Raw genomic sequence first — 24,646 nt, 5'->3', positions numbered from 1 at the left:
GTCAGGACTCGCGGGCTGCCCGCGACACACGCGCCGGGCCGCGGACGGCAATCACGCCGTGGTGGCCGGAGGCTCTCCGGTGGGGGCCTCCCCCGCGGGATCGGCGGGGGGATCGGCGGGGGGATTGCGGGTGACGCGGACGCGGGAGACCCGGCGGCCGTCCATCTCGGTCACGGTCAGCGTGACGCCCGGCGCCTCCGCGACCTCGCCGCGCTGCGGCAGGTGACCGAGGAAGGCCATGACGTATCCGCCCAGCGTCTCGTACGGCCCGCCGGGCAGCCGCACCGCCGTCTGCGCGTGGAACTCGTCCAGGTTGACCAGCCCGTCGACCTCCACGTCACCGGCGATCACCCGTACGGCGTCGCCGCTCTCGTCGTACTCGTCGCGGATGTCGCCGACGAGCTCCTCGACGAGGTCCTCCAGCGTCACGATGCCGTCGGTGCCGCCGTACTCGTCCACGACGATGGCGAGGTGGTGGCCCTCGTCGCGCATCTCGGCGAGCGTGGCGAGCACCCGCTTGCTGGCCGGCACGAGCTTGACCGGCCGGATCGGCACGACCTCGCTGATCGGCTCCAGCCGCCCGGTCCTGACGGGGTCGAGCAGGTCCCGTACGTGGACAAACCCGATGACGTCGTCGTAGGTGTCGCGGTAGACCGGGAAGCGGGAGTGCGGCATGGCGGCGGCGAGCACGGCGGCCTCGGCGAGCGGCGTGTCGGCGGCCATGAACTCGACCTCGGTGCGGGGCAGCATGACCTCCCTGAGCTGGCGCTTGCCCGCCGCGAACACCTCGGCGATCACGTCGCGCTCGTCCTGGGTGAGCTCCTTGTGGCCCACGACCATGTCGCGCAGCTCCTCGGTCGTCATGGCCGCCCGGTCGGCGGACGGGTTGCCGCCCACCAGCCGCACGATGCCGTTGGTCGACTTCGACAGCACCCAGATCACCGGACGCGACAGCGTGGCGATCCGGTCGAGCAGCGGGGCGGTCAGGAGCGACAGGCTCTCCGCCCGCTGGCGGCCGAGCCGCTTGGGCGCGAGCTCGCCGAGCACGAGCGTGACGTACGAGATGGCGAACGTGACCGTCACGAACGCGGCGGGCGCGGCCGCGTCCGGCCGCATGCCCCACCCCTCCAGGACCGGGGCGAACTCCGGGCCGAGCGCGTCGGCGCCGAGGGCGGCCGACAGCACCGTCGCCACCGTGACGCCGACCTGGATGGCGGACAGGAAGCGGTTGGGGTCGCGGGCGAGCTTCTGCACCCGCGCGCCGCGGCGTCCCTCACGGCTCAGACGGCGGATCTGGCTCTCCCGCAGGGAGACCATCGCCATCTCGGCCGCCGCGAAGAACCCGCCGATCAGGATGAATATGAGGACCAGGGCGATGGTCACCGCGACGTTGCTCACGTCAGTCGTCCGTTCGGGTGTCAGGCATGCCAGCCGGTCACCGCGGTCTCCGCGGCTCGCGGAGATTGCGGTACTGGAGGCATTTAACCCGCTCCTCAGGGCAAGCGCGTAAGCTAGGTCCTGGGTCTACATAATCAAACACATTTGAACAGGAGCGCACAGTGCGGTTGCTGGTTACTGGTGGAGCCGGGTACATCGGCAGCGTTGTGGCGGCGCGACTCCTGGAGCGCGGGCACGAGGTCACGGTGCTCGACGACCTGTCGACCGGGCACGCCGACGCGGTGCCGCCCGGCGCGTCGTTCGTGCGGGCGTCGATCACCGAGGCCGCCGGCGTGCTCTCCGAGGGGTTCGACGCCGTGCTCCACTTCGCCGCCAAGTCGCTGGTGGGCGAGTCGGTGGAGCGCCCGGGCCTCTACTGGTCGCACAACCTGGGCGGCACGCTGGCGCTGCTCGACGCCATGCGGCAGGCCGGAGTGGACCGGATCGTCTTCTCCTCCACCGCCGCGACGTACGGCGAGCCGGAGCGCACGCCGATCCTGGAGACCGACCCGACCCGGCCCGGCAACCCCTACGGCGCGTCCAAACTCGCCGTGGACACCGCGCTGACCGCCTTCGCCGGCCTGTACGGCCTCGGCGCGGTCAGCCTGCGCTACTTCAACGTGGCCGGAGCGTACGGCGGGTTCCGCGAGCGGCACACGGTCGAGACCCATCTGATCCCCAACGTCCTGAAGGTGGCGCTCGGCGAGCGGGAGTCGGTGAGCGTCTTCGGCACCGACTACCCCACCCCGGACGGCACCTGCGTCCGCGACTACGTCCACGTCACCGATCTCGCGGCGGCCCACCTGCTCGCCCTCGACGCCTGTGCGCCCGGCGAGCACCGGATCTACAACCTGGGCAGCGGCAGCGGCTTCTCGGTGAAGGAGGTCGTCGAGGTGTGCCGGGAGGTGACCGGGCACCCCATCCCGGCGACCACCGCCCCGCGCCGTCCGGGTGACCCGGCCGTCCTGGTGGCGTCGTCGGAGAAGATCCAGCGCGAGCTCGGCTGGACGCAGGCGCACGGCTCCCTGCGCGACATGGTCGCCGACGCCTGGGCCGCCTGCGCGAAACCCGCCTGAGCCTCCCGCGATCGGTGTGCGTGGCCGGTCAGGCGCGGCGCAGGGCCACGCGCATGCTGGCCCGGTTGTTGGCCGGACGGCGGTCGCCGAAGCGGCGCGAGTAGACGGTGGCCATCGTCGCCACGGCGTGGGAGGCCCGGGACGGCACCCGGAAGACCAGCCTGAGCAGCCCCCGTGACCCCGACCTGATCGGCGGCAGCGCGCAGCCGACGAACTGGCGACTCCGGTGGCAGCGCGCTCCGGTCGCCGACTGGAGCCGGGCCTCCTGCGGCTGGAAGAACACGTAGGCGTCCCGGACGATCCGTGGTCCCCGGTTGCGCACCTCCGCCCGTACGGCGAACCAGTGCCCGGGACGGGTGTACCGGGTGGAGGAACTGAACCGCATGGCCAGGTCGGCGCCCTCGTCGACCCTGGTCACCGCCTCGGCCGTGTTGTCGGCCTCGTCGTCGTCCAGCACCTCGGAGGTCAGGTCGGCCCGCGCGCGGAGGGGTCCGTGCGCCCCCGGCCGGATCATGCCCGTGATCGTCATGTCCCCCGAGCCGCCCGGCAGGACGTCGTCGGAGGACCGGCAGACCACCTCGTTGCGGACCGAGCCGGGCCCGCATTCGGCCACGCCGACGTTGAGGATCTGGAAGTCGCGGGGCAGCCGGACCCGCAGCGTCGGCAGCACCGCGTCTCCCGGGCCCTTGTTGTGCACGCTGACGTGGTAGGTCAGCGGCTGCCCGGGTTGCGCGACCTTCGGCGACGCGGTGATCCCGACCGTGAGATCGGCGGTCCCCCACCGGCCCTGCGCCGGCGCCGTCCCCGGCGCGGCGAGCGCCGGGTGCGGCGTTCCCGCGACGAAGACACAGACCAACCCCGTGACGACCCTGCGACCCATGCTGCTCCCCCGAAAGCGTGAGATCAATTCAATCGTCCGGGCAGTGCCCGCGACCGCCCGACACGCCGCGTACGGCGCCGCCGACGCGGGGTGATCTCACGCCGGGACGAGGTCCTCCTGCCGCGCCGCGGACCGGTCGAGCAACAGGTTCCGGTTGGGCAGCAGCGCGAGCGCGAGGAGGGCTACCACCGCGCCCACGACCCCGAGCCAGGGGATCACCGTCGCGGTCGCGGCGGCGTGCGCGGCGGGCAGCCCGTGCGCCGGGGCCTCCCGGGTCACCACCGACGCGTACGCCGTGCCCGCGACGGCCAGGGCGACCGAGCCGCCGATCTGCCGGAAGAACGTCAGGTTCGCGCTGGCCGTGCCGACGTAGCGGGGCGGCACGGACCGCTGGATCGCGACCGTGAGGCCCGACAGCATGGGCCCCATCCCGAGACCGATCAGCGCCATCCAGGCGACGAGCAGGGGCTCCGAGGTGCCGGCGGCGAGGTTCGCGCACAACGTCGTGCCGGCCACCAGGAGAACCGTCGCGGCGACGAGCCAGGGCTTGTACCGGCCGGTGCGGGAGATGAGCGCGCCGGTGACCGCGCTGCCCACCACCATCGCCAGCATCAGCGGGTAGATGTGCAGCCCGGAGGAGGTCGCGCTGAGGCCGCGCGCCTCCTGGAAGTAACGCGGCAGGAAGACCACTCCCGCGTACATGCAGAACGCGGTGAAGAAGGAGGCGACGTTGACCAGCGAGTAGGTGCGGTTCGCGAAGAGATGGAGCGGCACGATGGGCTGCTCCGCCCGGCGCTCGACCACGACGAAGACCACGAGCAGCGCGAGCGACGCGGCGATCGGCCCGATCACCGGCCCGCTCGTCCAGGTGTGGCCGTCCACGCCCTTCTCGGTCAGCCCGACGAGCAGCGCGCTGATCGCGGCGCTGAAGACCGCGATGCCGAGGTAGTCGGGCCGGGCCCCGCCGTGCCCAGGCCGGTGCGGCAGCCGCCACACGATGATCGCCACCAGGACGGCGCCGATCGGCACGTTCACGTAGAAGGCCCAGCGCCAGCTCGCGTGGTCGGTGAACAGGCCGCCGAGGAACGGCCCGGCGAGGTAGCTCAGCGCCATGACCCCGCCGAGCGCGCCCTGCACGCGGCCACTGCGCTCCGGCGGGAACAGGTCGACCACCAGCGCGAGCGACAGCGGCAGCAGCGCGCCCGCGCCCAGTCCCTGAACGCCCCGGAAGGCGATGAGCTGCCCCATGCTCTGCGCCGCGCCGGACAGGACCGAGCCGAGCAGGAACAGCGCCACCCCGGTCAGCAGGAGCGGCTTGCGGCCGTACGCGTCGGACAGCCTGCCGTACAACGGGACCGTGATGGTCGAGGTCAGCAGATAGGCGGTGACCACCCAGGTGTAGAGGCCGGTGCCGCCGAGCTCGCCGACGATCCTGGGCAGCGCGGTGCCGACGATCGTCTGGTCGAGCATCGCGAGGAACATGCCGCCCAGTACGGCGAAGAGGAGGAGTCCGTTCTTGGATCGCATATGTCAAAAGTGACATGTCGTCGCTTACATGTCAACACGGAGGTATAGTGAGGGGCATGTCCCTGCGCATCGCCCTCCTCGGTCTGCTCACGGCGTACGGCTCGGCGAGCGGCTACGACCTGGCCAAGTCGTTCGAGAAGTCGGTGGCCCACGTCTGGCAGGCCGGCCACAGCCAGATCTATCCGGAGCTCGCCAAGATGGCCGCGGACGGGCTGGTGACGGTCGAGGCGGAGGGCGCCCGGGGCCGGAAGATCTACACGATCACCGCCGAGGGCCGCGCCGAGCTGCGCGAATGGCTGGTGGGCCACGATCCCGCGGGTCCGACGCGGAGCGAGGTCGCGCTGCAGGCGTTCCTCCTCCCACTGCTCGACGCGCCGGAGGCGGTGGCCGTGCTGGAGCGGTTCCGGGCCCACTCCGAACAGAAGCTGGTGGAGCTGGAAGCCCTCTGGACGGCCAAGCACTCGGCGCCCATCCCGGAGGGGACGGCGCGGGTCAAGTTCGGCAATCTCGCCCTGGACCTCGGGATCCGGCAGACCCGCATGGTGCTCCAGTGGGCGGACGACGCGATCGCCGAGATCCGCGCCCAACCCTGACGTGCGGGCGGGGACTCAGCGGCAGGAGAGGGGGGCCGGGGCCTTTGCCTCGGAGTCGAAGTCGACGTTGCCGAAGTGCTTGTGCAGCAGGCCCCGCATCGTGCCGTCGGCGTACAGGTCCTGGATCGCGCCCTCGACGGCCGCGCAGGTGCGCACGTCCTTCCTGGGCAGGCCGACGGCGTACCGCTGGTCCCTCAGCCGCACACCGATCACCGACAGCTTCAGGCCCATCTCCCGGTTCGCGAAGCCGGCGATGATGAGGTCGTCTCCGGGGACGGCGTCGACTTTTCCGCTGGTCAGCAGGTTCATGCACTGGGCGTAGTTGTCGGTGGGGACCTGCTCGACGTCCACCCTGCCCGCGACGAGCCGGACCGTCGCGCTCCCGGCGGGCGCGCACATCCGGCGCCCGGCGAGGTCGTCGAGCTTCCTGATCCGTGAGCCGGCGAGCACCAGCAGGTCGGCGTGGGCCGTGTAGTAGGGCCCCGCGAAGGTGACAGCGTCGCCCCGGTTGTCGTCGTAGGAGTACGTCGCGACGACCATGTCGACCACGCCGTCGGCCAGGGCCCGCACCCGTTCGCCGACGCCGATCCGGTGGAAGGTGATCCCGCTCGCGGGGACCTTGAGGCGCCTGGCGATGTACGTGGCGAGGTCGACCTCGAACCCGCTGGACCCCGTCCCCTGCTGCAGGGCGACGCCCGGCAGGTCTCCCCGTACGCCGATGGTCAGCCGCCCGGTGCGCGCCACCTTGTCGAGCACGGACGCGAATGTGGGCCGGGCCTGGGGGCTGCTCGACGACGGGGTCCCCACCTCGCCGGTCTCTCCGCCGACCGCGGCGAACGGGAGGAGGCCCATCTCTCTCGCGACGAGCGCGCCCCCGCCGGCCAGGACGGCGAGCGCGGTCGCGCACGCGGCGATCAGCAGGCCCCTGCGCCGGGACCGCCGGGACGGCGCCGGTCCCGGATCGTGCGGCGCCACCGGCCCTGCCCCCTGCGGCCCTGACCCCTGCGAACCCGGCCCGTGCGGTCCCGAACCCTGCGGCCCTGATCCGTGCGGCTTCAATCCGTGCGGCCCCGACCCGCGCGGTCCGGTCCCCCGCGGCTCCGATCCGTATGCTCCGGTCCCCGGGGGCTTGGGCGGCGAGGAGGCGGTGCCCGTGTCCCCGCCCGCACGGACGTCGGTGCTGACCGCGGGCGACAGTAACGCACGGGCCGCCTCGGTGTCCCAGGTCCCCACGCTCAGCGCGGGGCCGGTGGAGCCCTCGCGCCGGCCGCGCCAGGCCGCGTTGTGGGCCGGGTTGTCGGCCGCATTGTGGGCCAGGTTGTGGGCTCCGTTCGGGGGCCCGTGCCGGCCGTCGGGGTGGTGAGGGGCCGCGCGTCCGGCGAAGGGCTTGGCCGCGGGATCGGCCGCGTGCGCGGCTCCCTCGGAGAGCACCGTCGTGGAGGCGTCGCCCGACGCCGTACGGCCGAGCAGGCGCAGCAGGATCTGGTCGGCCGTCGGGCGCTCGTCCGGTGACTTGCGCAGGCAGGCCCGCACCACCCCGGCGAGCGGCTCGGGCAGCGTCGAGGTGTCGATCTCGTGGTTGAGGATGCGGTTGAGCACGGCCGCGATCGAGTCGCCGCCGAAGACGACGGTGCCGGTCGCGGCGTACGCGATCGTCGAGGCCCAGGAGAAGACGTCGGCCGGGGGCCCGACCTTGCCGCCGGAGATCTGCTCGGGGGCCATGTAGGCGGGCGTGCCGATCGCCCGGCTGGTGATCGTGGCGGTCGAGTCGAGGATGCGGGCGATGCCGAAGTCGACCACCCGGGGCCCGTCCACGGCCAGCAGCACGTTGTCGGGCTTGAAGTCGCGGTGGACGATTCCCGCCTGGTGGATGGCGGTGAGCGCGGTGGCCGTGCCGACGGCCAGGCGCTCCAGCGCCGAGCCCGTCACCGTCCCCCGCTCCTCGACCGTCTCGCGCAGCGACCGCCCGTCGATGAACTCGCTCGCGATGTACGGCGTGTCGCCCTCCAGGTCGGCCGCCATGACCCGCACGGTGCAGAAACTCGCCACCCGCTGGGCGGCCCGCAACTCCCGGGCGAAACGGGACCTGGCGACCGCGTCGCCGGTGAACTTCACGTGCAGCAGCTTGACCGCGGCCTGCTCGCCGGCCTGGTCCTCGCCGAGGTAGACCACGCCCTGGCCGCCCTCGCCGAGACGTCCGGACAGCACGAAGGGACCGAGCCGGGTCGGGTCCCCCGGTTGGAGCGGCGCGATCTGCGGCATCCCCGTTCCCCACGATTCGGCAAAGTACCGGCCAGCAGAACTTTACGGCCCCCGCGCGGCGGTTCCGGCGCCCGATACCACGCCGTGACGTCAGGAAGTCGTGACAATGCGGCGAGCGGTCCCCATCCGCATGTGATGGAAAAGGGCCGCCCGGAATGTCTCCGGGCGGCTCCCCCTGCCCGCCTGGCGGCGGGCGGTCAGACGCGGCGCGCTCCGATGGTCTGGGGTACGCGCCGCTCGTTCCGGTGACGGTCTGCTCCGTGCCGAGGTCGGCCAGCCCGGCGACCACCGTGCCCAGCCCGCCCTGCGTCCTGGTCGCCTTCTGGGCCTCCGTGCGGGCCTTGGCGATGAAACTCTGGATGGTCTTCCAGCGCGCCGAGCCTCTTCAGCACCTCCTCGGCGGCTGTTCCGGTCTCGCTGCTGAGCTTCGCCGCCCTGAGCCACTGGCCGAGCTCGACGCGGGCCGCGCCGGCCCACTCCTTGACCTTCGTCGTGGGCACCGCCTCTTCGGCGGGGTTGTGTGAGGTGTGCGTCGTCTCTGCCATCGCGCTTCCTTCGTCGAGGGCCTTCGCCCGTGGTGGCCCGGCCCTCGACCAGGGTCGCCGGGAGCCGTCGCCGTCGGATTGCCGGCCGATACGGATACGATTACCGGCGTGCTCGCGGGTGATTTACCGACGGCCCGAAGACGCGAATCGGCCCCTGCCCGGCGGCGGAACCGCGGGCAGAGGCCGATTTCTCCCAATTTAGGCAGACATTTTCTTCTTCAGGTTCTCGTCGAGCGCCGCGAGGAAGTCCTGGGTGGTCAGCCACTCGGCGTCGCCGCCGACCAGGAGCGCGAGGTCCTTGGTCATCTGGCCGCCCTCGACGGTCTCCACGCAGACCTGCTCCAGCTTCTCGGCGAAGTCGATCACCTCGGGCTGGTTGTCGAGCTTGCCGCGGTGCTGCAGGCCCCGGGTCCAGGCGAAGATCGAGGCGATCGGGTTCGTGGACGTCGGCTTGCCCTGCTGGTGCTGGCGGTAGTGCCTGGTCACCGTGCCGTGCGCGGCCTCGGCCTCGACGGTGCGGCCGTCGGGGGTCATCAGCACACTGGTCATGAGGCCGAGCGAGCCGAAGCCCTGCGCCACGGTGTCCGACTGCACGTCGCCGTCGTAGTTCTTGCAGGCCCAGACGTACCCGCCCTCCCACTTCAGGGAGGCGGCCACCATGTCGTCGATCAGCCGGTGCTCGTAGGTGATCCCGGCGGCTTCGAAGTCGGCCTTGAACTCGCTCTCGTACACCTCGGCGAAGATGTCCTTGAACCGGCCGTCGTACGCCTTGAGGATCGTGTTCTTGGTCGACAGGTAGACCGGGTAGCCGCGGTTGAGGCCGTACCGCAGCGAGGCGCGGGCGAAGTCCCGGATCGACTCGTCCAGGTTGTACATGGCCAGGGCGACGCCCGAGCCGGGGAAGTCGAAGACGTTCAGCTCGATCGGCTCGCCGCCGTCCTTCGGGGTGAAGGTCAACGTCAGGGTGCCCTCGCCCGGCACCTTGAGGTCGGTGGCGCGGTACTGGTCGCCGAAGGCGTGACGGCCGACGACGATCGGCTTGGTCCAGCCGGGCACCAGCCGGGGGACGTTCGACATGATGATCGGCTCACGGAAGATGACACCACCGAGGATGTTGCGGATCGTCCCGTTCGGGGACCTCCACATCTTCTTCAGGCCGAACTCCTCGACCCGCGCCTCGTCCGGCGTGATCGTCGCGCACTTGACGCCCACGCCGTACTGCTTGATGGCGTTGGCGGCGTCGATCGTGACCTGGTCGTCGGTGGCGTCGCGGTGCTCAATGCCGAGGTCGTAGTACTTCAGGTCGACGTCGAGGTAGGGAAGGATCAGCTGGTCCTTGATGAACTGCCAGATGATCCGGGTCATCTCGTCGCCGTCGAGCTCGACGACAGGTCCCGCTACCTTGATCTTGGGCATGCGTGGGGTTCCCCTTCTGGTCTGACTGGCCAGCACGTCCTTTTTGAGGCTCACTGGCCGTTGAGGCTATCGGACAGGTGTGGTAAGCCCGCGACGAGGTCGCGTTGCTACGAGTCGTGCAGGCGCAGCAGCATGAGCAGCGAGCCGGCCACGAGAGCCGCGCCGAAGGCCGCGAGCGTGATCGCGTCGGCCCGCCTGCCGCGGACCGCGAGCACACCCGCCCGCCGGTCCGGCGTCGCCAGCCGGGCGACGGACCCGGCGAGGAAGGCGCCGCCCATCACCGCTCCGCCGGTGGACACCGGCGCCCCCAGCCCGATCACGCCCAGGCCGGCGGCCACACCCGCCGCCACCAGCAGGTACGGCCCCCAGGCCGTGCTCTCGCCCGCTCTCACGTATCTCCCATGCCTGCCGCCGCGGTCCTCGATGTCACCGCTCACCGATGGGCACCCATTTCCGGTCGCGCTCGCCGATGTACTCGCTGTCGGGCCGGATCAGCCGGTTGTCGGCGTGCTGCTCGATCACGTGGGCGGTCCACCCCGACATCCGGCTGACCGAGAACACAGGAGTGAACAGATCCGTCGGGATGCCCAGGTAGTGGTAGACGGTCGCCGCGTAGAAGTCCACGTTCGGATACAGGCGCTTCTCCGCGAAGACGACCTCCTCCATCTCCCGGGACATCCGGTAGAAGGTGTCGTCGCCGGAGGCCTCGGCCAGCTCCTCCGACATCCGCCGAAGGTGCGTCGCCCGGGGGTCCTCCGTCTTGTAGACGCGGTGCCCGAATCCCATGATCTTCTCGCCCGCCGCCAGTCTGTCCCGTACGGCCTGGGCGACGCCGCGCGGGTCCAGCGCTTCCAGCGTACGCATGACCTGCTCGTTCGCGCCTCCGTGCAGGGGCCCCTTGAGCGTGCCGATGGCGGCGACGACGGCCGAGTGCATGTCGGACAGCGTCGCGGCGCACACCCGGGCGGCGAACGTCGAGGCGTTCATGGTGTGATCGGCGTGCAACACGAGACAGGTGTCGAAGATCTCGGCGGCGCGCCGCCCGGGGCGCCGGCCGGTGATCTGGAGCAGGAAGTTCCCGGCGATGCTCAGCTCGGGATCGGTCTCGGGCAGCGTCGCCCCGGTCCGCGCCGCGTGGTAGCGGGCGACCAGGATCGGCTGCTGGGCCGTCAGCCGAGCGGCCTTGCGCTGATTGGCTTCAGGGGCGTTGGAATCCTTGTCCGGATCGTCCCCGCCGGCCAGGGAGACCAGCGTGCGCAGCGCCTCCATGGGCGACTGCCTCTCGGCGATCTCGGGGATGTCGCGCTCGACGAGCGCGCCCAGAGTGCGGCCCCGCACCAGCTCCGCGCCGTAGTCGGCGAGCTGCGCCCGGGACGGCAGCGACCCGCGCTGGAGCAGGTGGGCGGTCTCTTCGAAGGTGGTGCGGCCGGCCAGGTCGTGGATGTCGTAGCCACGGTAGAAGAGCAGGCCCGCCTTGCCGTCGATGTCGCTCAGCGCTGTGGACGCGGCGACGACGTCGGCGAGTCCTTTGGTGGGCTTGTCTGCCGCCTCTCGGGGGGTTCCACCCCCCAAGTCCCCCCCGTCCGAGGAAGTCTGCTTCATAGTATTTCCTCCGCTTATCTCCGCCCGAAGTCTACCCGTGAGCAGGGAAGAAGCCCCTCAGAGCCCCAGATCGATTTCACGGAGGATTCTGCTTATGGCAAAGGCGATTCCCCCTCGCCACGGGTGGGTAAGCCGCATCTATAGAGAAAGTAACGGCGGGCTACCTGGGGAGGAACTGCCGTGGAGGGGCCGTTCATACGGATCGAGGACAGCGGCGAGGTGGTACCGCTGCGCCCCGACGTCACCACGATCGGTCGCGGCCGGGGCGCGGACATCCGGCTGGCGGATCCGAGCGTGTCACGGTTGCACGCCGAATTCGTCCGTCGCGGGCCCTACCTGTACGTCGTTGACCTGGGGCTGTCCCGCAACGGCACACGGGTGAACGGCAGGCCGATCGCCCGGAGGGTGCTGGACGACGGCGACGTCGTCTCCTTCGGCGCCGCCCGGGCCCGGGTCGGCGGGATCCCGCGTGAGGACCTCGCTCCCGAGGTCGAACTGCGCCGGGCCGCCGCGCCGGAACTGACCCGCCGCGAGGTCGACGTGCTGACCTCGCTGTGCCGCCCCGCCCTGTCGGACGAGGCGTTCGTGGCGCCGGCCACGGCCCGCGAGATCGCCGACGACCTGGTGGTGACCGAGGCGGCGGTCAAGCAGCACCTGCTGCGGCTCTACCAGAAGTTCCGCATCCCGGAGGGCACCAACCGGCGGACCAGGCTGGCCAACGAGGTCGTCGCCCTCGGCCTCGTACGGCCCACGCCGGTCGTGCCGCCGCAGCGAGCGGGCGGCCCCGCCGAGCCGGAGCCGCAACGCGCCCCCGTGAGCCGCCGGGCCTCCTGAGCCACGCGCACACCGGCCGTCAGGAGGTGGAAGCCGTCCACCCCCCGGCGGCCGGTGGAGCGTTCCCAACCCGCTGGTACGGCACCGCCACTCGATGGTGACAAAAGCGATTCATGGGCGAATGGGCTAAGACGAGGGAAGAGCTTTTTCGGACCGGATGAACCTGGCTCCCCACTCATGGATTCGGTCGAGCAGTTCGGGTGGTTCGATGACCCGGAAATCGGCGCCGGCCACGCCCAGCGTCATCGCCGGCCAGTCCAGGGAGTCGGCCGTCATGCGCACCCGGCAGTGCTCGTCGTCGACCTCCTCGATCATGCTCCACCTGCCGATCCGTTCGCGCACGGTCGCGGCCGGGGCGTCGACCAGGACCTCCACCCGGTACGGCCGGGGCAGGCTGTCCCGGCCGGTCCGCACGAACTCGGCGACGTCCGCGGCGGGGAGCTCCCGGGGCCGGAAACGGGAACCTGTGTCGTGAGGCGCGGTGAGCCGGTCGATCCGGAAGCTGCGCCAGTCGTGCCGGACGAGGTCGTAGGCGAGCAGGTACCAGTGGCGGCCGAGACAGACCAGCCGATGAGGTTCGACGTGCCGGTCAGTGCGCCGGCCGCCGGAGGCGGTGTAGGAGAAGCGGAGCTGTTCGCTGTCCCGGCAGGCCAGCGCGACCGTGGTGAGCACGCCCGGGTCGACACTCGCCCTGGCCGCGCCGTCCCAGCCGGCGCGTACGGTCATCGCGCGCAGCGCGTCGATCCGGCGCCGCAGCCGGGCCGGCATCACCTGCACCACCTTGGCCAGCGCCCGCACCGAGGCCTCGGCGATGCCTTCCACCGCCCCCTGGGCGGCGGCCTGCAGTCCCAGGGCCAGGGCCACCGCCTCGTCGTCGTCGATGACCAGAGGCGGCAGTGCCGCGCCTGGGGCGAGCTGGTAGCCGCCGTCCACGCCGCGCTGCGCCTCGACCGGATAGCCAAGCTCCCGCAGCCGGTCGATGTCCCGGCGCAGGGTGCGGGCCGAGACTCCCAGCCGCTCGGCCAGTTCGGCGCCCGGCCAGTGCCGGTGGTTCTGCAGCAGGGACAGCAGCCGCAGCGTCCGGTCGCTGGTGTTCGCCATATCGCGATTCTCCTGGAATTAAGGTCAGAAAGTGACCGCTGTGCGGCCTAGCGTGGTTCGTGACCAGCGAGACATGACAGTGAAGGCGGAGACCATGAGCGAGACCACGGACCCCGGCGAGCCGACCACCCCTGACCTCACCGACGCGCCCGTCGCCACCGGCGAGCGCGCCGACCTGCTGGCGGCGCTGGCCAAGAGTCGGCACTTCCTGCGCTTCACCACCCGCGACCTGACCGACGAGCAGGCCGGGCGGCGGACCACCGCCGGCGAGCTGTGCCTGGGCGGGCTGATCAAGCACGTCGCCGCGGTCGAACGGATGTGGACGGCCTTCATCCAGAAGGGCCCGTCGGTCATGGGTGACTTCGCCACCATGACCGAGGCCGACTGGGCCCGGAGGGCCGACGGGTTCCGGCTGCTGCCCGGCGAGACGCTGGCCGGGGTGCTCGCCGACTACGCCGAGGCCGCCCGCCGGACCGACGAGCTGGTCGCCACCCTGCCCGACCTGGACGCCACCCAGCCGCTGCCGAAGGCCCCGTGGTTCGAGCCCGGCGCCCGGTGGTCGGCCCGCCGGGTGCTGATGCACATCATGGCCGAGACCGCCCAGCACGCGGGCCACGCCGACATCATCCGCGAATCCCTCGACGGCGCCAAGAGCATGGGCTGACACCCCCGCGGAGGCGTGGCGGGGTCAGGAACGCCTCGGCCCGCAGCGCCGCGACGCCGATGCGCGGCGGGTCGCGCGACACGAAAAAGACCAGGAACCGCGGCTCCCGCGCCGGCCGGAACTTCCGGCGGACCATCTGCCCCAGGTTGCACACGGAACTCGGACCTCTGCAGCTAAAGAGCGTGTTTGAGAAGGGTTACTCCTCTGGATGAGCGAGGGTGATGCGCTGCTGACGAGTTGCGCAGCAATCCGAGGGTGTCGGTGACGATGAACGGCTTATACCCGTTGATCTTCTTCCCCGCGTCGTAGCCGCGGGACTCGCGGCCGACGGTTTCGGCGCCCTTGACACTCTGGGAGTCGATGTACCCGCCGTTGGTTCCTCCGCTCGCCCCTGGGCCGCAAATAGGCAACCCCGCGAGGGGTTCCCATTTCGAGAGCGAAGGGTTCGATAGTATGAGATGGGTTCGCAGGTCAATTGGGGTAGCTGGAGTCCTACTCTGCTTCTCATCCGCTATAAGGACGACAAGGACTCTTCCGGAAGCTGCCCCCTATGCCGTTCCGGTGCTGGTCGGTGGAACTGCTTTGGTACTTCTCTCACTTGTCCTTGCACTCTTCGAAAGAAAATCATGAGTAACCACTCACACATTTCCATTCATGAACCGGCGGGGGCAGCCAATGACGGGCGTGGGTAGCCATGGCCGTCCTGCGAGGGCGGCGTGGATCGCGTCCGAGCCGAGAGGAGGCGAACGAACCCTTGAGAGCTACGCGAAGTCGTCGAGGGTCCCGAGTGCTCCAATGTGTCAGCCTCATGCTGGTCACCCTCGTCGGCGCATGCTCGCCTGATGGGATCGACTCCGCCTCGAGATCCCGTGGCGGCGCTCATGGCCCGGTTACGCCGGGAAGGACGGGGGACACCGGCTCTCCCCGCGATGTCGGCAGCACGGCCCTGGGAAAATAGACCAGCTTCAACCCAAGGGTGGACGGCGATCGGAGATTTTTTATCTCGGATTGCCGGCGTGCCGACTCCGTAGTACTCGGTGAAAACACCTGCGCCAAGGCCGCGGGGGATGTCTCCGATAGTTATGTCAACTGCCTGCTCGCCGACCGGCCGAAGCCTGACTGTGAGGCGGCGACAGCATACAGAGTGTGCATCTTGCGAGGAAGTGGCGATCTCTGTGGTGATACCGGCCCCATCTATGAAGCATGTCGAAGTCGCCGGTCAGGCGATAATGCGATACCTCGCCACATTTGCATCGAAGGCAACGCCGAGTATGAGATCTGCCGGAACAGCTGGGGGGTCACCGCAAAAGCCGATGTCTGCATAGCAGCTACAGCGGCCTACGAGGACTGTCGCGTGCGGTCCGCGATTTCCAGGTGCGAGGCCAGGCGTACCGACTACGCCAAGGAGAACTTCGGCTGATCATGAGCGGTGAGGCCGCGCGGAAGGGGAGATTCCTCCGGCAGGAGGCCGTGCGGCTGCGACGGAAGGCACGCGACCTGGCGGCCAAGCACTGAGGCACCCCAGCCGGCGACGTCAGCGCCGGCTTGGCAGCGGGATGCTCCCGAAGCGAACCCGTGGCGGGGTCAGGAACGCCTCGGCCCGCAGCGCCGCGACGCCGATGCGCGGCAGGTCGCGCGACACGAAAAAGACCAGGAACCGCGGCTCCCACGCCGGCCGGAACTTCGCGTTGAACCGGTACAGCGAGTCGATCTGGACCCAGCGGGACAGGAAGACAAGAACACCGCGCCAGGCCCGCGACACCGGTCCCGCGCCCAGACGCTCCCCCCGGCCAGCGCGGCCCGGAACCCCGCGAAGTTCAGGGACACCCGTGTCACCCCGAGGTCCGGCGCGGCCTCCAGAGGCTTCACGATCAGGAACTCGTTCAGACTGGGATCGGCCCGGCGGTCGCGGCGCATGAGATCGAGCGACAGCCCGTCGCGCCCCCACGGGACGAAGTGCAGGACGGCCCGGATGTCCCCCGTCTCCTCCCCACTCCCGGACCTAACCCCGGCGGCGGGGGGTGACGCCTGCGCCGGGCCGTGGGCCGTCACCACCACGCAGCCGGCGTCGGCGGGGCGGTGGCCGGTCTACGTCGGGACCGGCCGGGTGTCCAAGAGCCTTCCGGTCTCCCAGTTCCGTCCACTGATCAAGGACGCCCGGACGATGGCCGCCAAGCTCTGCGATCTCCCCGGCGTCTGTTGGTAGGCCCGGCGCCTGTGGACCGGGTGGGTGCCGGCGGAAGCGGGGTCAGGCCGTTCTACGGCTCTCCGGTCCGCCGCCCGACCCAGTGTTCTCACCGATGACCGCACCGGGGGAGGGCCGGGGGACGGAAGCCTGCGGGCGGCGCCACCGTTGGAGCAGCCCACTCCCCCAGCCGAGGCTCGGCAGCGTGAGAAACGCCTCCGCCTGCAATGCGGAGACGCCGATGCGCGGCAGGTCGCGAGTGTTCGAGTAGACCAGGAATCTCGGCTCCCACATCGGCCGGAACTTGGCGTTGAAGCGATACAACGACTCGATCTGGAACCAGCGGGACAGGAAGACGAGAACGGCACGCCAGGCGCGCAACACCGGTCCCGCCCCGAGTCGCTCCCCCCGCGCCAGCGCGGAGCGGAACATCGCGAAGTTCAGCGACACCCTGGTCACCCCGAAGTCCGGCGCTGCCTGCAGGGCTCGGACGATCAGCAGTTCGTTGAGCCCGGGATCGGCCTCGCGGTCGCGCCGCATGAGGTCGAGCGAGATGCCGTCGCGCCCCCAGGGCACGAAGTGCAGGACGGCCCGGATGTCCCCGGCCGACTGGTCATCGCCCTCCGGTGTCGCCGCCCGGTGCGCCGTCACCACGAGGCAGTCGGCGTCGGCGGGGTCGCCGAACCGGCCGAGCGCCATGGAGAAGCCGCGCTCGGTCTCGGTGCCGCGCCAGTGGTCGGCCGCGGTGCGGATGCGCTCGCGCTCCGCCTCGCTCAGGTCGCCGGCCCGCCGCACCTGGCAGGTGTAGCCGAGCCGCTCCACCCGCTTGACCATCTGGCGCACGTTGCGCATGGTCCGGCCTTCCAGCGTGAAACCGGCCACCTCCACGACGGCCTCGTCGCCGATCTCCAGAGCGTCCAGGTCGCCCTCCCTGGTCCACACCTCGCCGCCGGTCTCGCTGCACCCGATGACGGCCGGGACCCACGCGTGCCGCCCGGCCTCCTCCAGGAACCGCCTGATCGCGCCGGGCCATGCCTCCGGGTCGCCGATCGGGTCGCCGCTGGCCAGCATCACCCCGGCGACGACGCGGTAGGCTACGGCGGCCTTGCCGCTGGGTGAGAAGATCACGCTCTTGTCGCGCCGGAGCGCGAAGTATCCGAGGGAGTCCTGCCGGCCGTACCGGTCGAGCAACCCGCGCAGGCGCTCCTCGTCGTGCTCGGTGAGCGCGGCGGCCGGCCGTTCCGGCCGCAGGGCGAGGTAGATCGTGGTCACGGCGGTGAGCACGCCGAGCCCGGCGAGCGAGAAGGACACCAGGTCGGCGACCCGGTCGGAGGCGTACGCCACCGGGCCGTCCAGGCCGACCAGGCCGAGCAGGACGTGCTGCATCCGGTGGCCGAAGCCCGGGTCGCCGACGACGGTCCTGGGGTGCGAGTCGACGATGACCCAGCCGAGCATCACGTCGAACGCGCCGAGCGCCAGCAGGTTCCACAGCGCGCGCCAGCGCGAGCGCGGGTCGGACAGGGCGTAGAACTCCCGCCTGTTGACCAGCAGCACCACGAACAGGAGCAGCGACACCGACGCGGCGATCGGGTGCCGCCAGCGCAGTCCCTCCAGCGCGGTGCCCACCGGCAGCAGCACCACAACCGCACGCCATGCCCGGACCTTGCGCCTCCGGAGAGCGTGGGCCAGCATGATCAGCAGGATTCCCACCACCAGCGACGCCGACAGGGCGAGCGAGGTGACGCTACCTGGCAGGACGCTCGCGATCTCGCTGATCCGGCTTTCCCGGACGCGCGGGAACACGCCCTTGACGATGTCCAGAATCCCGATCAGCAGGGCGGCGTACGCTGCCGCTGCCGGTATCCATGGACGCGCCATCCCCCTTCGGAAGGTGCCTGTCCGACTGCTCACGGAAGCAGACCTTAAATGGTGAAATCCACTTTCGGGGCCAAGATACCCATCCTTAACCCCGACCTTACGCCTGTCGAGTACCTTTACATGGGCCGACGCCGCCGGGGGGCGTCAGGAAGAGGCCGAGTTGGAACTGACAGCGACAAAAGTGCAGATCCTGTTCGTCGCGCTCGCCCTCGGCGGACTGGTCACGACCGTCTGGCTGTGGCCCCGGCTGAGCGGGCCGTCCTGGCGTTCGATCGCCGCACGGGCGGGCGTGCTGGTCGCGGGCCAGGCCCTGTTGCTGCTCGCGGTCGCCGTCGCGATCAACGCGTACTTCGGGTTCTTCGGCTCGTGGGGCGACCTGCTGGGCACGAACGCGGCCGACGCGCCGGCGATCGCGGCGGGAACGGGCGCCGGCGAGGCGGGTCTCGTCCGGGTGCTCGGCAGCAGGCCGGTCGAGGTCACCAAGCCGAAGGTCGGCCTCCCGGCGGGACGCCTGGAGCAGGTCACGATCTCCGGGGGCCGGACGGGGCTGAGCTCATCCGCGTACGTGTACCTGCCGCCGCAGTATTTCGAGAAGAAGTACGCCGACCGGCGCTTTCCGGTGATCCTCGGGCTGACCGGCTATCCGGGCGACGCGGAGAACCTGGTCACCCGGCTCAACCTGCCCACGCTCACGGCGACCTCGATCCTCACCCACGAGATCGGCGCGACCGTCCTGGTGCTCATGCGCCCGACGGTCGTGCCGCCCCGCGACACCGAGTGCATGGACGTGCCGGGTGGGCCGCAGGTCGAGACGTACTTCACATCGGACGTGCCGCGGGCGATGGCCGCGGCCTACCGGGTCGGCGGCGGCGCCGCCAACTGGGGCGTCCTCGGCGGGTCCACCGGGGGCTACTGCGCGCTCAAGCTGACCATGCGCCACCCCGAGGCGTTCTCGGCCGCTGTGTCTCTGTCCGGCTATTTCCACGGCCTGGTCGACATGACGACGGGCGACCTGTTCGGCGGGAACCGGCGACTCCAGGACGAGAACGACCTGATGTGGCGGCTGGCCAACCTGCCGGCCCCGCCGGTGTCGGTCCTCGTGACGAGCAGCCGCCAGGGCGAGTCGAACTATCAGGCGACGGAGAAGTTCCTTGCGGCGGTGAAGGCGCCCATGCGTGCGTCCTCGCTGATCCTGCCGAGCGGGGGCCACAACTTCGCCACCTGGAACCGGGAGCTTCCCCAGGCACTGCCCTGGCTCGCGCAGCAACTGCACGCACCGGCGCAGGCCTCATCCCGGGTCACGGGCGCGCAGCAGTCCCGGCCCGTGAGCCGGAAGCCGTCCCGGCACCCCACTCGGCGGCCTCGACCCGGTCACCGTCCCGTGGAGGCAGCCGGGCGGGTCCGGTAGGGGTCAGCCCCGCTCGGCGGCCTCGACGACGTTGGCCAGCAGCATGGCCCGGGTCATCGGCCCCACCCCGCCGGGGTTGGGGGCGACGAAACCCGCGACCTCGCGGACGTCGGGGGCCACGTCTCCGGCGATCTTCCCGTCGACCCGGGACACGCCCACGTCGAGCACGGCCGCGCCCGGCTTGACCATCTCCGCGGTCACGAGGTGGGGCACTCCGGCCGCGGCGACGACGATGTCCGCCCGGCGCACGTGGGACGCCAGGTCCTGGGTGCCGGTGTGGCAGAGCGTCACGGTGGCGTTCTCCGCGCGCCGGGTGAGCAGCAGGCCCAGCGGCCGGCCCACGGTGATGCCCCGGCCGACGACCACGACCTCGGCGCCCTTGATCGGCACGCCGTACCGCTGGAGCAGCACCACGATGCCGCGCGGGGTGCACGGCAGCGGGGCGTCGACCATGTGGACGAGCCTGCCCAGGTTGACCGGGTGGAGGCCGTCCGCGTCCTTGGCCGGGTCCATCCGCTCGATGAGCGCCTGGGTGTCCAGGTGCCGTGGCAGCGGAAGCTGGACGATGTAGCCCGTGCAGGCCGGGTCGGCGTTCAGCTCGTCGACCGCGGCCTCCACGTCGGCCTGGGTGGCGGTGTCCGGAAGGTCCTTCCGGATGGAGGTGATGCCGACCTCCGCGCAGTCGCGGTGCTTGCCCGCGACGTAGATCTGGCTGCCCGGGTCGTCGCCGACCAGGATGGTGCCCAGACCGGGGGTGATGCCCCGGTTCGCCAGGGTCTTCACCCGCTCCGCCAGCTCGCCCTTGATCGTGGCGGCGGTCGCCTTGCCGTCCAGAAGCCGCGCGGTCATCGCACTCCCCAGTCCTTCCAGGTGGTCTTATCGTGTCCCCTCGCGGCGCTCGATGATCCGGCGGGTGAGAGGGATGAACTCCACGATCTTCCACCCGAGGTACGCGGCCAGGACCGCGATGGGTAGCAGCGCGATGGGGCTGTTCCACACGCCGTTCATCAGGGCGAAAGAGGTCGTGAACATGTCAACGGGCATGAAGGGACTCCGGTGGAGGACGAGTGGGGCGTTTCAGGCTAACCGCACCACAGGGGTGATCGTGCCGTTTCCGCCCCTTCTGTCCGCCGTGTGCCCCTCCGATCGCGTCACTCCCCCACTGACCGTGCTCTGATCAGTGCGATCAGGGCTCTGGTCAGTGGAAGAAGTGCCGGGTGCCGGTGAAGTAGAGCGTGATGCCCGCGTCCTTGGCGGCCTCGATGACCTGTTCGTCCCGGATCGAGCCGCCCGGCTCCACGATCGCCTTCACCCCTGCCTCGGTCAGCACCTGCAGACCGTCGGGGAAGGGGAAGTACGCGTCGGACGCGCCGACCGATCCGGCCGCGCGCTCACCGGCCCGCGAGACCGCCAGCCGGGCCGAGTCGACCCGGTTGACCTGGCCCATCCCGACACCGACGGTCGCGCCGCCGGACGCGAGGAGGATCGCGTTGGACTTCACCGAACGGCAGGCCCGCCAGGCGAAGGCGAGGTCGGCCAGCACCTCGGGCGAGGCCGGCTCGCCGGCCCTGAGCTCCCAGCCGGACGGGTCGTCGCCGGGGGCGTCCACCCGGTCGACCGTCTGCACGAGGAGGCCGCCGTCGACGCGGCGGAACTCCGCGGCGTTCCGCGGCCCGGACGGGCACGCGAGCAACCGGATGTTCTTCTTCTCCCGCAGGACCTCCAGCGCGTCCGCCGCGAACGACGGCGCCACCACGACCTCCGTGAAGATCGGCGCGATCTGCTCGGCCAGCTCGCGGGTCACCTCGCGGTTCACCGCGATCACCCCGCCGTACGCCGAGACCGGGTCGCACTCGTGCGCCTTGCGGTGCGCCTCGGCCACGTCGGCGCCCACGGCGATGCCGCAGGGGTTGGCGTGCTTGATGATGGCGACGCAGGGCTCGGCGAAGTCCCAGGCGGCCCGCCAGGCGGCGTCGGCGTCAACGTAGTTGTTGTAGGACATCTCCTTGCCGTGGAGCTGCTCGGCGTTGGCCAGGCCGTCCGTGCCGCCGGTGTAGAGCGCCGCTCCCTGGTGCGGGTTCTCGCCGTACCGCAGAGCCGCCTTGCGCTTCCACGCCGCGCCCATGAACGACGGCCACTCGCCCTCGGTGGCGTACACGTTGCCGAACCACGAGGCGACCGCGACGTCGTACGCGGCGGTGTGCGCGTAGGCCGCGGCGGCGAGCCTCCTGCGCTCGGTCAGCGTGAAGCCGCCCTCCGCGGCCGCGGCCAGCACGTCGCCGTACGCCCTGGGGTCGACGACCACGGCCACCGTGCCGTGGTTCTTGGCGGCGGCCCGGATCATCGCGGGGCCGCCGATGTCGATCTGCTCGACGCACTCGGCGTCCGAGGCGCCGGAGGCGACCGTGGCGGCGAACGGATAGAGGTTCACCACCGCGAGCTGGAACTGCTCGATCTCCAGCTCCTCCAGCTGCTTCACGTGCGAGGGGTTGCCGCTGTCGGCGAGCAGCCCGGCGTGCACCCGCGGGTGGAGGGTCTTGACCCGGCCGTCCAGGCACTCGGGGAAGCCGGTGAGCGACTCCACCCTGGTGACCGGCACGCCGTAGGAGGCGATCGCGGCGGCGGTGCCGCCGGTCGACACGATCTCCACGCCCGCGGCCTCGAGCCCCCGCGCCAGGTCTTCCAGACCCGTCTTGTCGTAAACGGTGATGAGCGCACGGCGGATGGCGATGCGGGTCACTTCGTGGTCCTTCCTGATGTCGTGCCCAGGCGTACGGTGCGCCCGGTCGTGGTCCAGCCCTCGCGGGCCATCCGGCCGACCATCTCGACCAGAAGCCCGCGCTCGACGGTCTTGATCCGCTCGTGCAGCGACTTCTCGTCGTCGCCCTCCAGCACCGGCACCGCCTCCTGGGCGATCACCGGGCCGGTGTCCACCCCCGCGTCGACCAGGTGCACGGTGCAGCCGGTGACGCGGACGCCGTACGCGAGCGCGTCACGCACCGCGTGCGCGCCCGGGAAGGCGGGCAGCAGCGCCGGATGGGTGTTGACGACCGGGAACGCGGCCAGCACGCGAGAGCCGAGGATCTTCATGAACCCGGCGGAGACCACGAGGTCGGGCCGGTGCCCGGCGATGCGCTCCGCCAGCCTCTCGTCCCATTCGTCCCGGTCGGGGTGGTCACCCACCCTCTCGACGAACGTCGGGACGCCCGCGCGCTCGGCCCGCGCCAGGCCCTCGATGTCGTCGCGGTCGGCTCCGACGGCCACCACCGTCGCGCCGTACGCGTCGTCGGAGGCGGCGTCGAGCAGCGCTTGCAGGTTGGTCCCCGATCCCGAGACGAGGACCAAAAGCCGGCAGGACAGGGCGGAACTCCTTCGTGAGCTGGCTTCGTTTTGCAGGTGATACCGGGAGATGGTTCCTTGGAGATGGTCGCGCGTGGAGGGTGGACCCTCGACGCAGCTAAAGCGTATCGGGCGCCGGCCATCAGGAATCACGACGGGCTATGCGAACGCGAGGCGAGGAGACCGTGACAACATCCCTTGAGACTTCGGCCCCAACGACGGGAGGGCGGAGGGCGTTGGCCCTGGCCGTCACGGCCCTGGTCTTCACCCTGCTACTGCCGCCCGCGGGGCTGGCGCTGTCGGTCTTCGCGTTCGTCATGGCCGTCCGCGATCTCCGCCTGCTGAACCGCGCACGGCAGGGCATCGGCATGGCGACGGGAGCCGTGGTGCTGTCGACGCTCGCGTTCGTCCTGGGCGCCGCCACGACGGCCTTCCAGCTCTACTTCTCGGCGGAGCTCAACGCCTACACCGAGTGCCGCAAGGGCGCGGGCACGGTGGCCGCCCAGCAGCAGTGCTCCGACCAGCTCATGCGGGCCTTCGAGGACAAGCTCGGCATGGCCTGGCCCGCCGGGGTCCCCGCCCCCGCCTGACGCTCCCGTCTGCCCCCCACCGGCGCGTGGGGGCCGGGCGTTCCTCCGGTTTGCCCTTGACGTACGGGTCAGGGTTTACCGTCGCGGCGGCGTGCGGCGGGTCCGCACGGCCGCTCACGTCGTCGCGCGAGGAGAGACGCATGCCCGAGACACCGCCCGGCACCGTACGGGAGATCCGGCTCGCCGAAGTTCCGGCCGGTCTGCCCGGCCCCGAGCACCTGGCCGTCGTGGAGGTCCCGCTGCCCGTGCCGGGGGCCGGCGAGGTCCTGGTGCGCAACCGCTGGTTCCAGGTCTTTCCGGCGTTGCGCACGCTGATGGCCGGAGGCGTGCCGGGCGCGCCCTTTCCGGCCCTGCGGCCCGGCGACACGTTGTTCGGCCCTGCCGTCGGCGAGGTCGTCACGGCCGGGGAGGGGGTGCGCCTGCGGCCGGGCGACCTGGTCTCGCACTTCCAGGGCTGGCGCGAGTATGCCGTGGTCCCCGCGTCCGAGCCGCTGGACGGCGCCCTGCCCGACCCCGCCGCGCACCTCGCTCCGGGGGCCACGGCGTACGCGGCCCTGACGCGGATCGCGGACCTGCGCCCGGGAGAGACGGTGTTCGTCAGCGGGGGCGCCGGAGGCGTCGGATCACTCGCGGGCCAGATCGCCCGCCTGCTGGGCGCGGCGCGCGTGATCGGCAGCACCGGCTCGGCCGCGAAGGCCGAGCGCATGACCGCCGAGCTCGGCTACGACGCGGTCGTGCTCCGCGACGGCGGCCCGATCGGCGCGCGGCTGGCCGAGGCCGCGCCCGAGGGCGTCGACGTGGTCGTCGACAACGTCGGCGGCGAACAGCTCCGCGCGGCGGCCGACGCGGCCCGGCCCGGCGCCCGCCTCGTCCTGGTCGGCACTCTGGCCACCCAGCTGTCGGCGGCGTCCACCGGCGCGACCGCCCCGGTGGAGCTGGACACCTTCCGGCTCATCCTGAGGAACATCACGCTCCGGGGCCTGACCGGCGTCGACGCGGCGACCACCGAGGAGTGGACAGAGCGGTTCGGCGCCTGGCTCCGCTCGGGATCCATCTCCTTTCCGCACACGCGGATCCCGGGCCTCGACCGCGCGCCACTGGCATTGCGCCAGCTCTTCGACGGCCGGCACGTCGGCACGGTCGTCGTGGAGCCGTGACGCCGCACACCTCTGCCCGGCGACACGAGCCGACAGGACGGCCCAGACAACGCGACGGTGAAAGTGCGACCGTAGAGGCGAATCACGACGACCGGGGCAACGCGCCCGCAGTTGACACGACCGGGAACGGTGCGGTCAGGTCGAAGCGACTG

The 24,646-nt window shown here is 71.2% G+C and carries 22 protein-coding genes and 2 pseudogenes; 8 read left to right on the top strand and 16 right to left on the bottom strand.

The annotated features are described in order from the left end of the window. Positions 1 to 51 precede the first annotated feature (51 nt). Complete coding sequence (locus OG344_RS14695) at positions 52 to 1,398, bottom strand: hemolysin family protein (protein WP_405088690.1); 1,347 nt, start codon at positions 1,396 to 1,398, stop codon at positions 52 to 54. 161 nt (positions 1,399 to 1,559) lie between these two features. Here OG344_RS14695 and galE point away from each other — a divergent pair, with 161 nt between their 5' ends. Further along, complete coding sequence (gene galE, locus OG344_RS14690) at positions 1,560 to 2,513, top strand: UDP-glucose 4-epimerase GalE (RefSeq protein WP_405088689.1); 954 nt, start codon at positions 1,560 to 1,562, stop codon at positions 2,511 to 2,513. Positions 2,514 to 2,541: 28 nt separating this feature from the next. On the opposite strand, the gene OG344_RS14685 is transcribed toward galE, so the two are convergent. Further along, positions 2,542 to 3,393: a CARDB domain-containing protein gene (locus tag OG344_RS14685; protein WP_405088688.1), complete on the bottom strand. Its 852-nt coding sequence runs from the start codon at positions 3,391 to 3,393 to the stop codon at positions 2,542 to 2,544. A gap of 96 nt (positions 3,394 to 3,489) precedes the next feature. Then, complete coding sequence (locus OG344_RS14680) at positions 3,490 to 4,920, bottom strand: MDR family MFS transporter (protein WP_405088687.1); 1,431 nt, start codon at positions 4,918 to 4,920, stop codon at positions 3,490 to 3,492. Positions 4,921 to 4,976: 56 nt separating this feature from the next. Here OG344_RS14680 and OG344_RS14675 point away from each other — a divergent pair, with 56 nt between their 5' ends. After that, entirely contained in the window at positions 4,977 to 5,513 is a 537-nt protein-coding gene (locus OG344_RS14675) for a PadR family transcriptional regulator (RefSeq protein ID WP_405088686.1), read from the top strand. Between the two features lie 15 nt (positions 5,514 to 5,528). Here the strand turns inward: OG344_RS14675 and OG344_RS14670 are convergent, their stop codons facing one another. The 5 genes from OG344_RS14670 to OG344_RS14650 all read right to left on the bottom strand — a co-directional run bounded on the left by OG344_RS14670 (position 5,529) and on the right by OG344_RS14650 (position 11,338). Beyond that, positions 5,529 to 7,775: a protein kinase domain-containing protein gene (locus OG344_RS14670; protein WP_405088685.1), complete on the bottom strand. Its 2,247-nt coding sequence runs from the start codon at positions 7,773 to 7,775 to the stop codon at positions 5,529 to 5,531. A gap of 197 nt (positions 7,776 to 7,972) precedes the next feature. Next, positions 7,973 to 8,320 (bottom strand): hypothetical protein, encoded by a 348-nt coding sequence (locus OG344_RS14665; RefSeq protein ID WP_405088684.1) that lies wholly within the window; start codon positions 8,318 to 8,320, stop codon positions 7,973 to 7,975. A 198-nt stretch (positions 8,321 to 8,518) separates the two neighbouring features. Continuing rightward, positions 8,519 to 9,736 (bottom strand): NADP-dependent isocitrate dehydrogenase, encoded by a 1,218-nt coding sequence (locus OG344_RS14660; RefSeq protein ID WP_405088683.1) that lies wholly within the window; start codon positions 9,734 to 9,736, stop codon positions 8,519 to 8,521. Between the two features lie 107 nt (positions 9,737 to 9,843). Further along, entirely contained in the window at positions 9,844 to 10,173 is a 330-nt protein-coding gene (locus OG344_RS14655; RefSeq protein WP_405088682.1) for a DUF3017 domain-containing protein, read from the bottom strand. Further along, the gene (locus OG344_RS14650) at positions 10,163 to 11,338 is read right to left on the bottom strand and encodes a citrate/2-methylcitrate synthase (RefSeq protein WP_405088681.1); all 1,176 of its coding nucleotides are present in this window, start codon (positions 11,336 to 11,338) and stop codon (positions 10,163 to 10,165) included. The genes OG344_RS14655 and OG344_RS14650 overlap by 11 nt, the downstream gene beginning before the upstream one ends. Before the next feature lie 180 nt (positions 11,339 to 11,518). On the opposite strand from OG344_RS14650, the gene OG344_RS14645 reads away from it, so the two are divergent. Beyond that, positions 11,519 to 12,172, top strand: coding sequence for an FHA domain-containing protein (locus OG344_RS14645; RefSeq protein ID WP_405088680.1), 654 nt, complete (start codon positions 11,519 to 11,521; stop codon positions 12,170 to 12,172). Between the two features lie 126 nt (positions 12,173 to 12,298). On the opposite strand, the gene OG344_RS14640 is transcribed toward OG344_RS14645, so the two are convergent. Continuing rightward, complete coding sequence (locus tag OG344_RS14640; protein WP_405088679.1) at positions 12,299 to 13,273, bottom strand: helix-turn-helix transcriptional regulator; 975 nt, start codon at positions 13,271 to 13,273, stop codon at positions 12,299 to 12,301. Positions 13,274 to 13,367: 94 nt separating this feature from the next. On the opposite strand from OG344_RS14640, the gene OG344_RS14635 reads away from it, so the two are divergent. Continuing rightward, positions 13,368 to 13,937, top strand: a complete 570-nt coding sequence (locus OG344_RS14635) for a DinB family protein (protein ID WP_405088678.1) — start codon at positions 13,368 to 13,370, stop codon at positions 13,935 to 13,937. A 242-nt stretch (positions 13,938 to 14,179) separates the two neighbouring features. On the opposite strand, the pseudogene OG344_RS14630 reads toward OG344_RS14635, so the two are convergent. Next, positions 14,180 to 14,331 (bottom strand): annotated as a pseudogene (locus tag OG344_RS14630) (transposase); the annotation flags it as partial. A 1,140-nt stretch (positions 14,332 to 15,471) separates the two neighbouring features. Then, positions 15,472 to 15,989, bottom strand: a pseudogene (locus OG344_RS14625) (phosphatidylglycerol lysyltransferase domain-containing protein). Here OG344_RS14625 and OG344_RS14620 point away from each other — a divergent pair. Next, the gene (locus OG344_RS14620; protein ID WP_405089233.1) at positions 15,910 to 16,143 is read left to right on the top strand and encodes a hypothetical protein; all 234 of its coding nucleotides are present in this window, start codon (positions 15,910 to 15,912) and stop codon (positions 16,141 to 16,143) included. The pseudogene OG344_RS14625 and the gene OG344_RS14620 overlap by 80 nt on opposite strands. Positions 16,144 to 16,185: 42 nt before the next feature. On the opposite strand, the gene OG344_RS14615 is transcribed toward OG344_RS14620, so the two are convergent. After that, entirely contained in the window at positions 16,186 to 18,000 is a 1,815-nt protein-coding gene (locus OG344_RS14615; RefSeq protein WP_405088677.1) for a phosphatidylglycerol lysyltransferase domain-containing protein, read from the bottom strand. A gap of 160 nt (positions 18,001 to 18,160) precedes the next feature. Here OG344_RS14615 and OG344_RS14610 point away from each other — a divergent pair, with 160 nt between their 5' ends. Continuing rightward, entirely contained in the window at positions 18,161 to 19,408 is a 1,248-nt protein-coding gene (locus tag OG344_RS14610; protein ID WP_405088676.1) for an alpha/beta hydrolase, read from the top strand. Between the two features lie 3 nt (positions 19,409 to 19,411). On the opposite strand, the gene OG344_RS14605 is transcribed toward OG344_RS14610, so the two are convergent. The 4 genes from OG344_RS14605 to purN all read right to left on the bottom strand — a co-directional run bounded on the left by OG344_RS14605 (position 19,412) and on the right by purN (position 22,768). Beyond that, complete coding sequence (locus OG344_RS14605) at positions 19,412 to 20,257, bottom strand: bifunctional methylenetetrahydrofolate dehydrogenase/methenyltetrahydrofolate cyclohydrolase (protein ID WP_405088675.1); 846 nt, start codon at positions 20,255 to 20,257, stop codon at positions 19,412 to 19,414. Between the two features lie 27 nt (positions 20,258 to 20,284). Further along, complete coding sequence (locus OG344_RS14600; RefSeq protein WP_327043806.1) at positions 20,285 to 20,452, bottom strand: hypothetical protein; 168 nt, start codon at positions 20,450 to 20,452, stop codon at positions 20,285 to 20,287. Positions 20,453 to 20,606: 154 nt separating this feature from the next. After that, positions 20,607 to 22,148 carry a bifunctional phosphoribosylaminoimidazolecarboxamide formyltransferase/IMP cyclohydrolase gene (gene purH / locus OG344_RS14595; protein ID WP_405088674.1) on the bottom strand — a complete coding sequence of 514 codons (1,542 nt, stop codon included), beginning with the start codon at positions 22,146 to 22,148 and terminating at the stop codon, positions 20,607 to 20,609. Next, positions 22,145 to 22,768: a phosphoribosylglycinamide formyltransferase gene (purN, locus tag OG344_RS14590; RefSeq protein ID WP_327049512.1), complete on the bottom strand. Its 624-nt coding sequence runs from the start codon at positions 22,766 to 22,768 to the stop codon at positions 22,145 to 22,147. Before purN ends, purH begins: the two co-directional genes overlap by 4 nt. A gap of 215 nt (positions 22,769 to 22,983) precedes the next feature. Here purN and OG344_RS14585 point away from each other — a divergent pair, with 215 nt between their 5' ends. Both OG344_RS14585 and OG344_RS14580 read left to right on the top strand, forming a co-directional pair. Then, on the top strand, positions 22,984 to 23,337 hold the full coding sequence (locus OG344_RS14585; protein WP_405088673.1) for a hypothetical protein: 354 nt from the start codon (positions 22,984 to 22,986) through the stop codon (positions 23,335 to 23,337). A 140-nt stretch (positions 23,338 to 23,477) separates the two neighbouring features. Beyond that, the gene (locus tag OG344_RS14580; protein WP_405088672.1) at positions 23,478 to 24,494 is read left to right on the top strand and encodes an MDR family NADP-dependent oxidoreductase; all 1,017 of its coding nucleotides are present in this window, start codon (positions 23,478 to 23,480) and stop codon (positions 24,492 to 24,494) included. Positions 24,495 to 24,646 lie beyond the last annotated feature (152 nt).

The sequence above is a fragment of the Microbispora sp. NBC_01389 genome, assembly GCF_045040095.1.
Taxonomy (GTDB): domain Bacteria; phylum Actinomycetota; class Actinomycetes; order Streptosporangiales; family Streptosporangiaceae; genus Microbispora.
The sequence above is the reverse complement of the archived record's forward strand: the minus strand, read 5'-3'. Positions and strand labels throughout refer to the sequence as shown.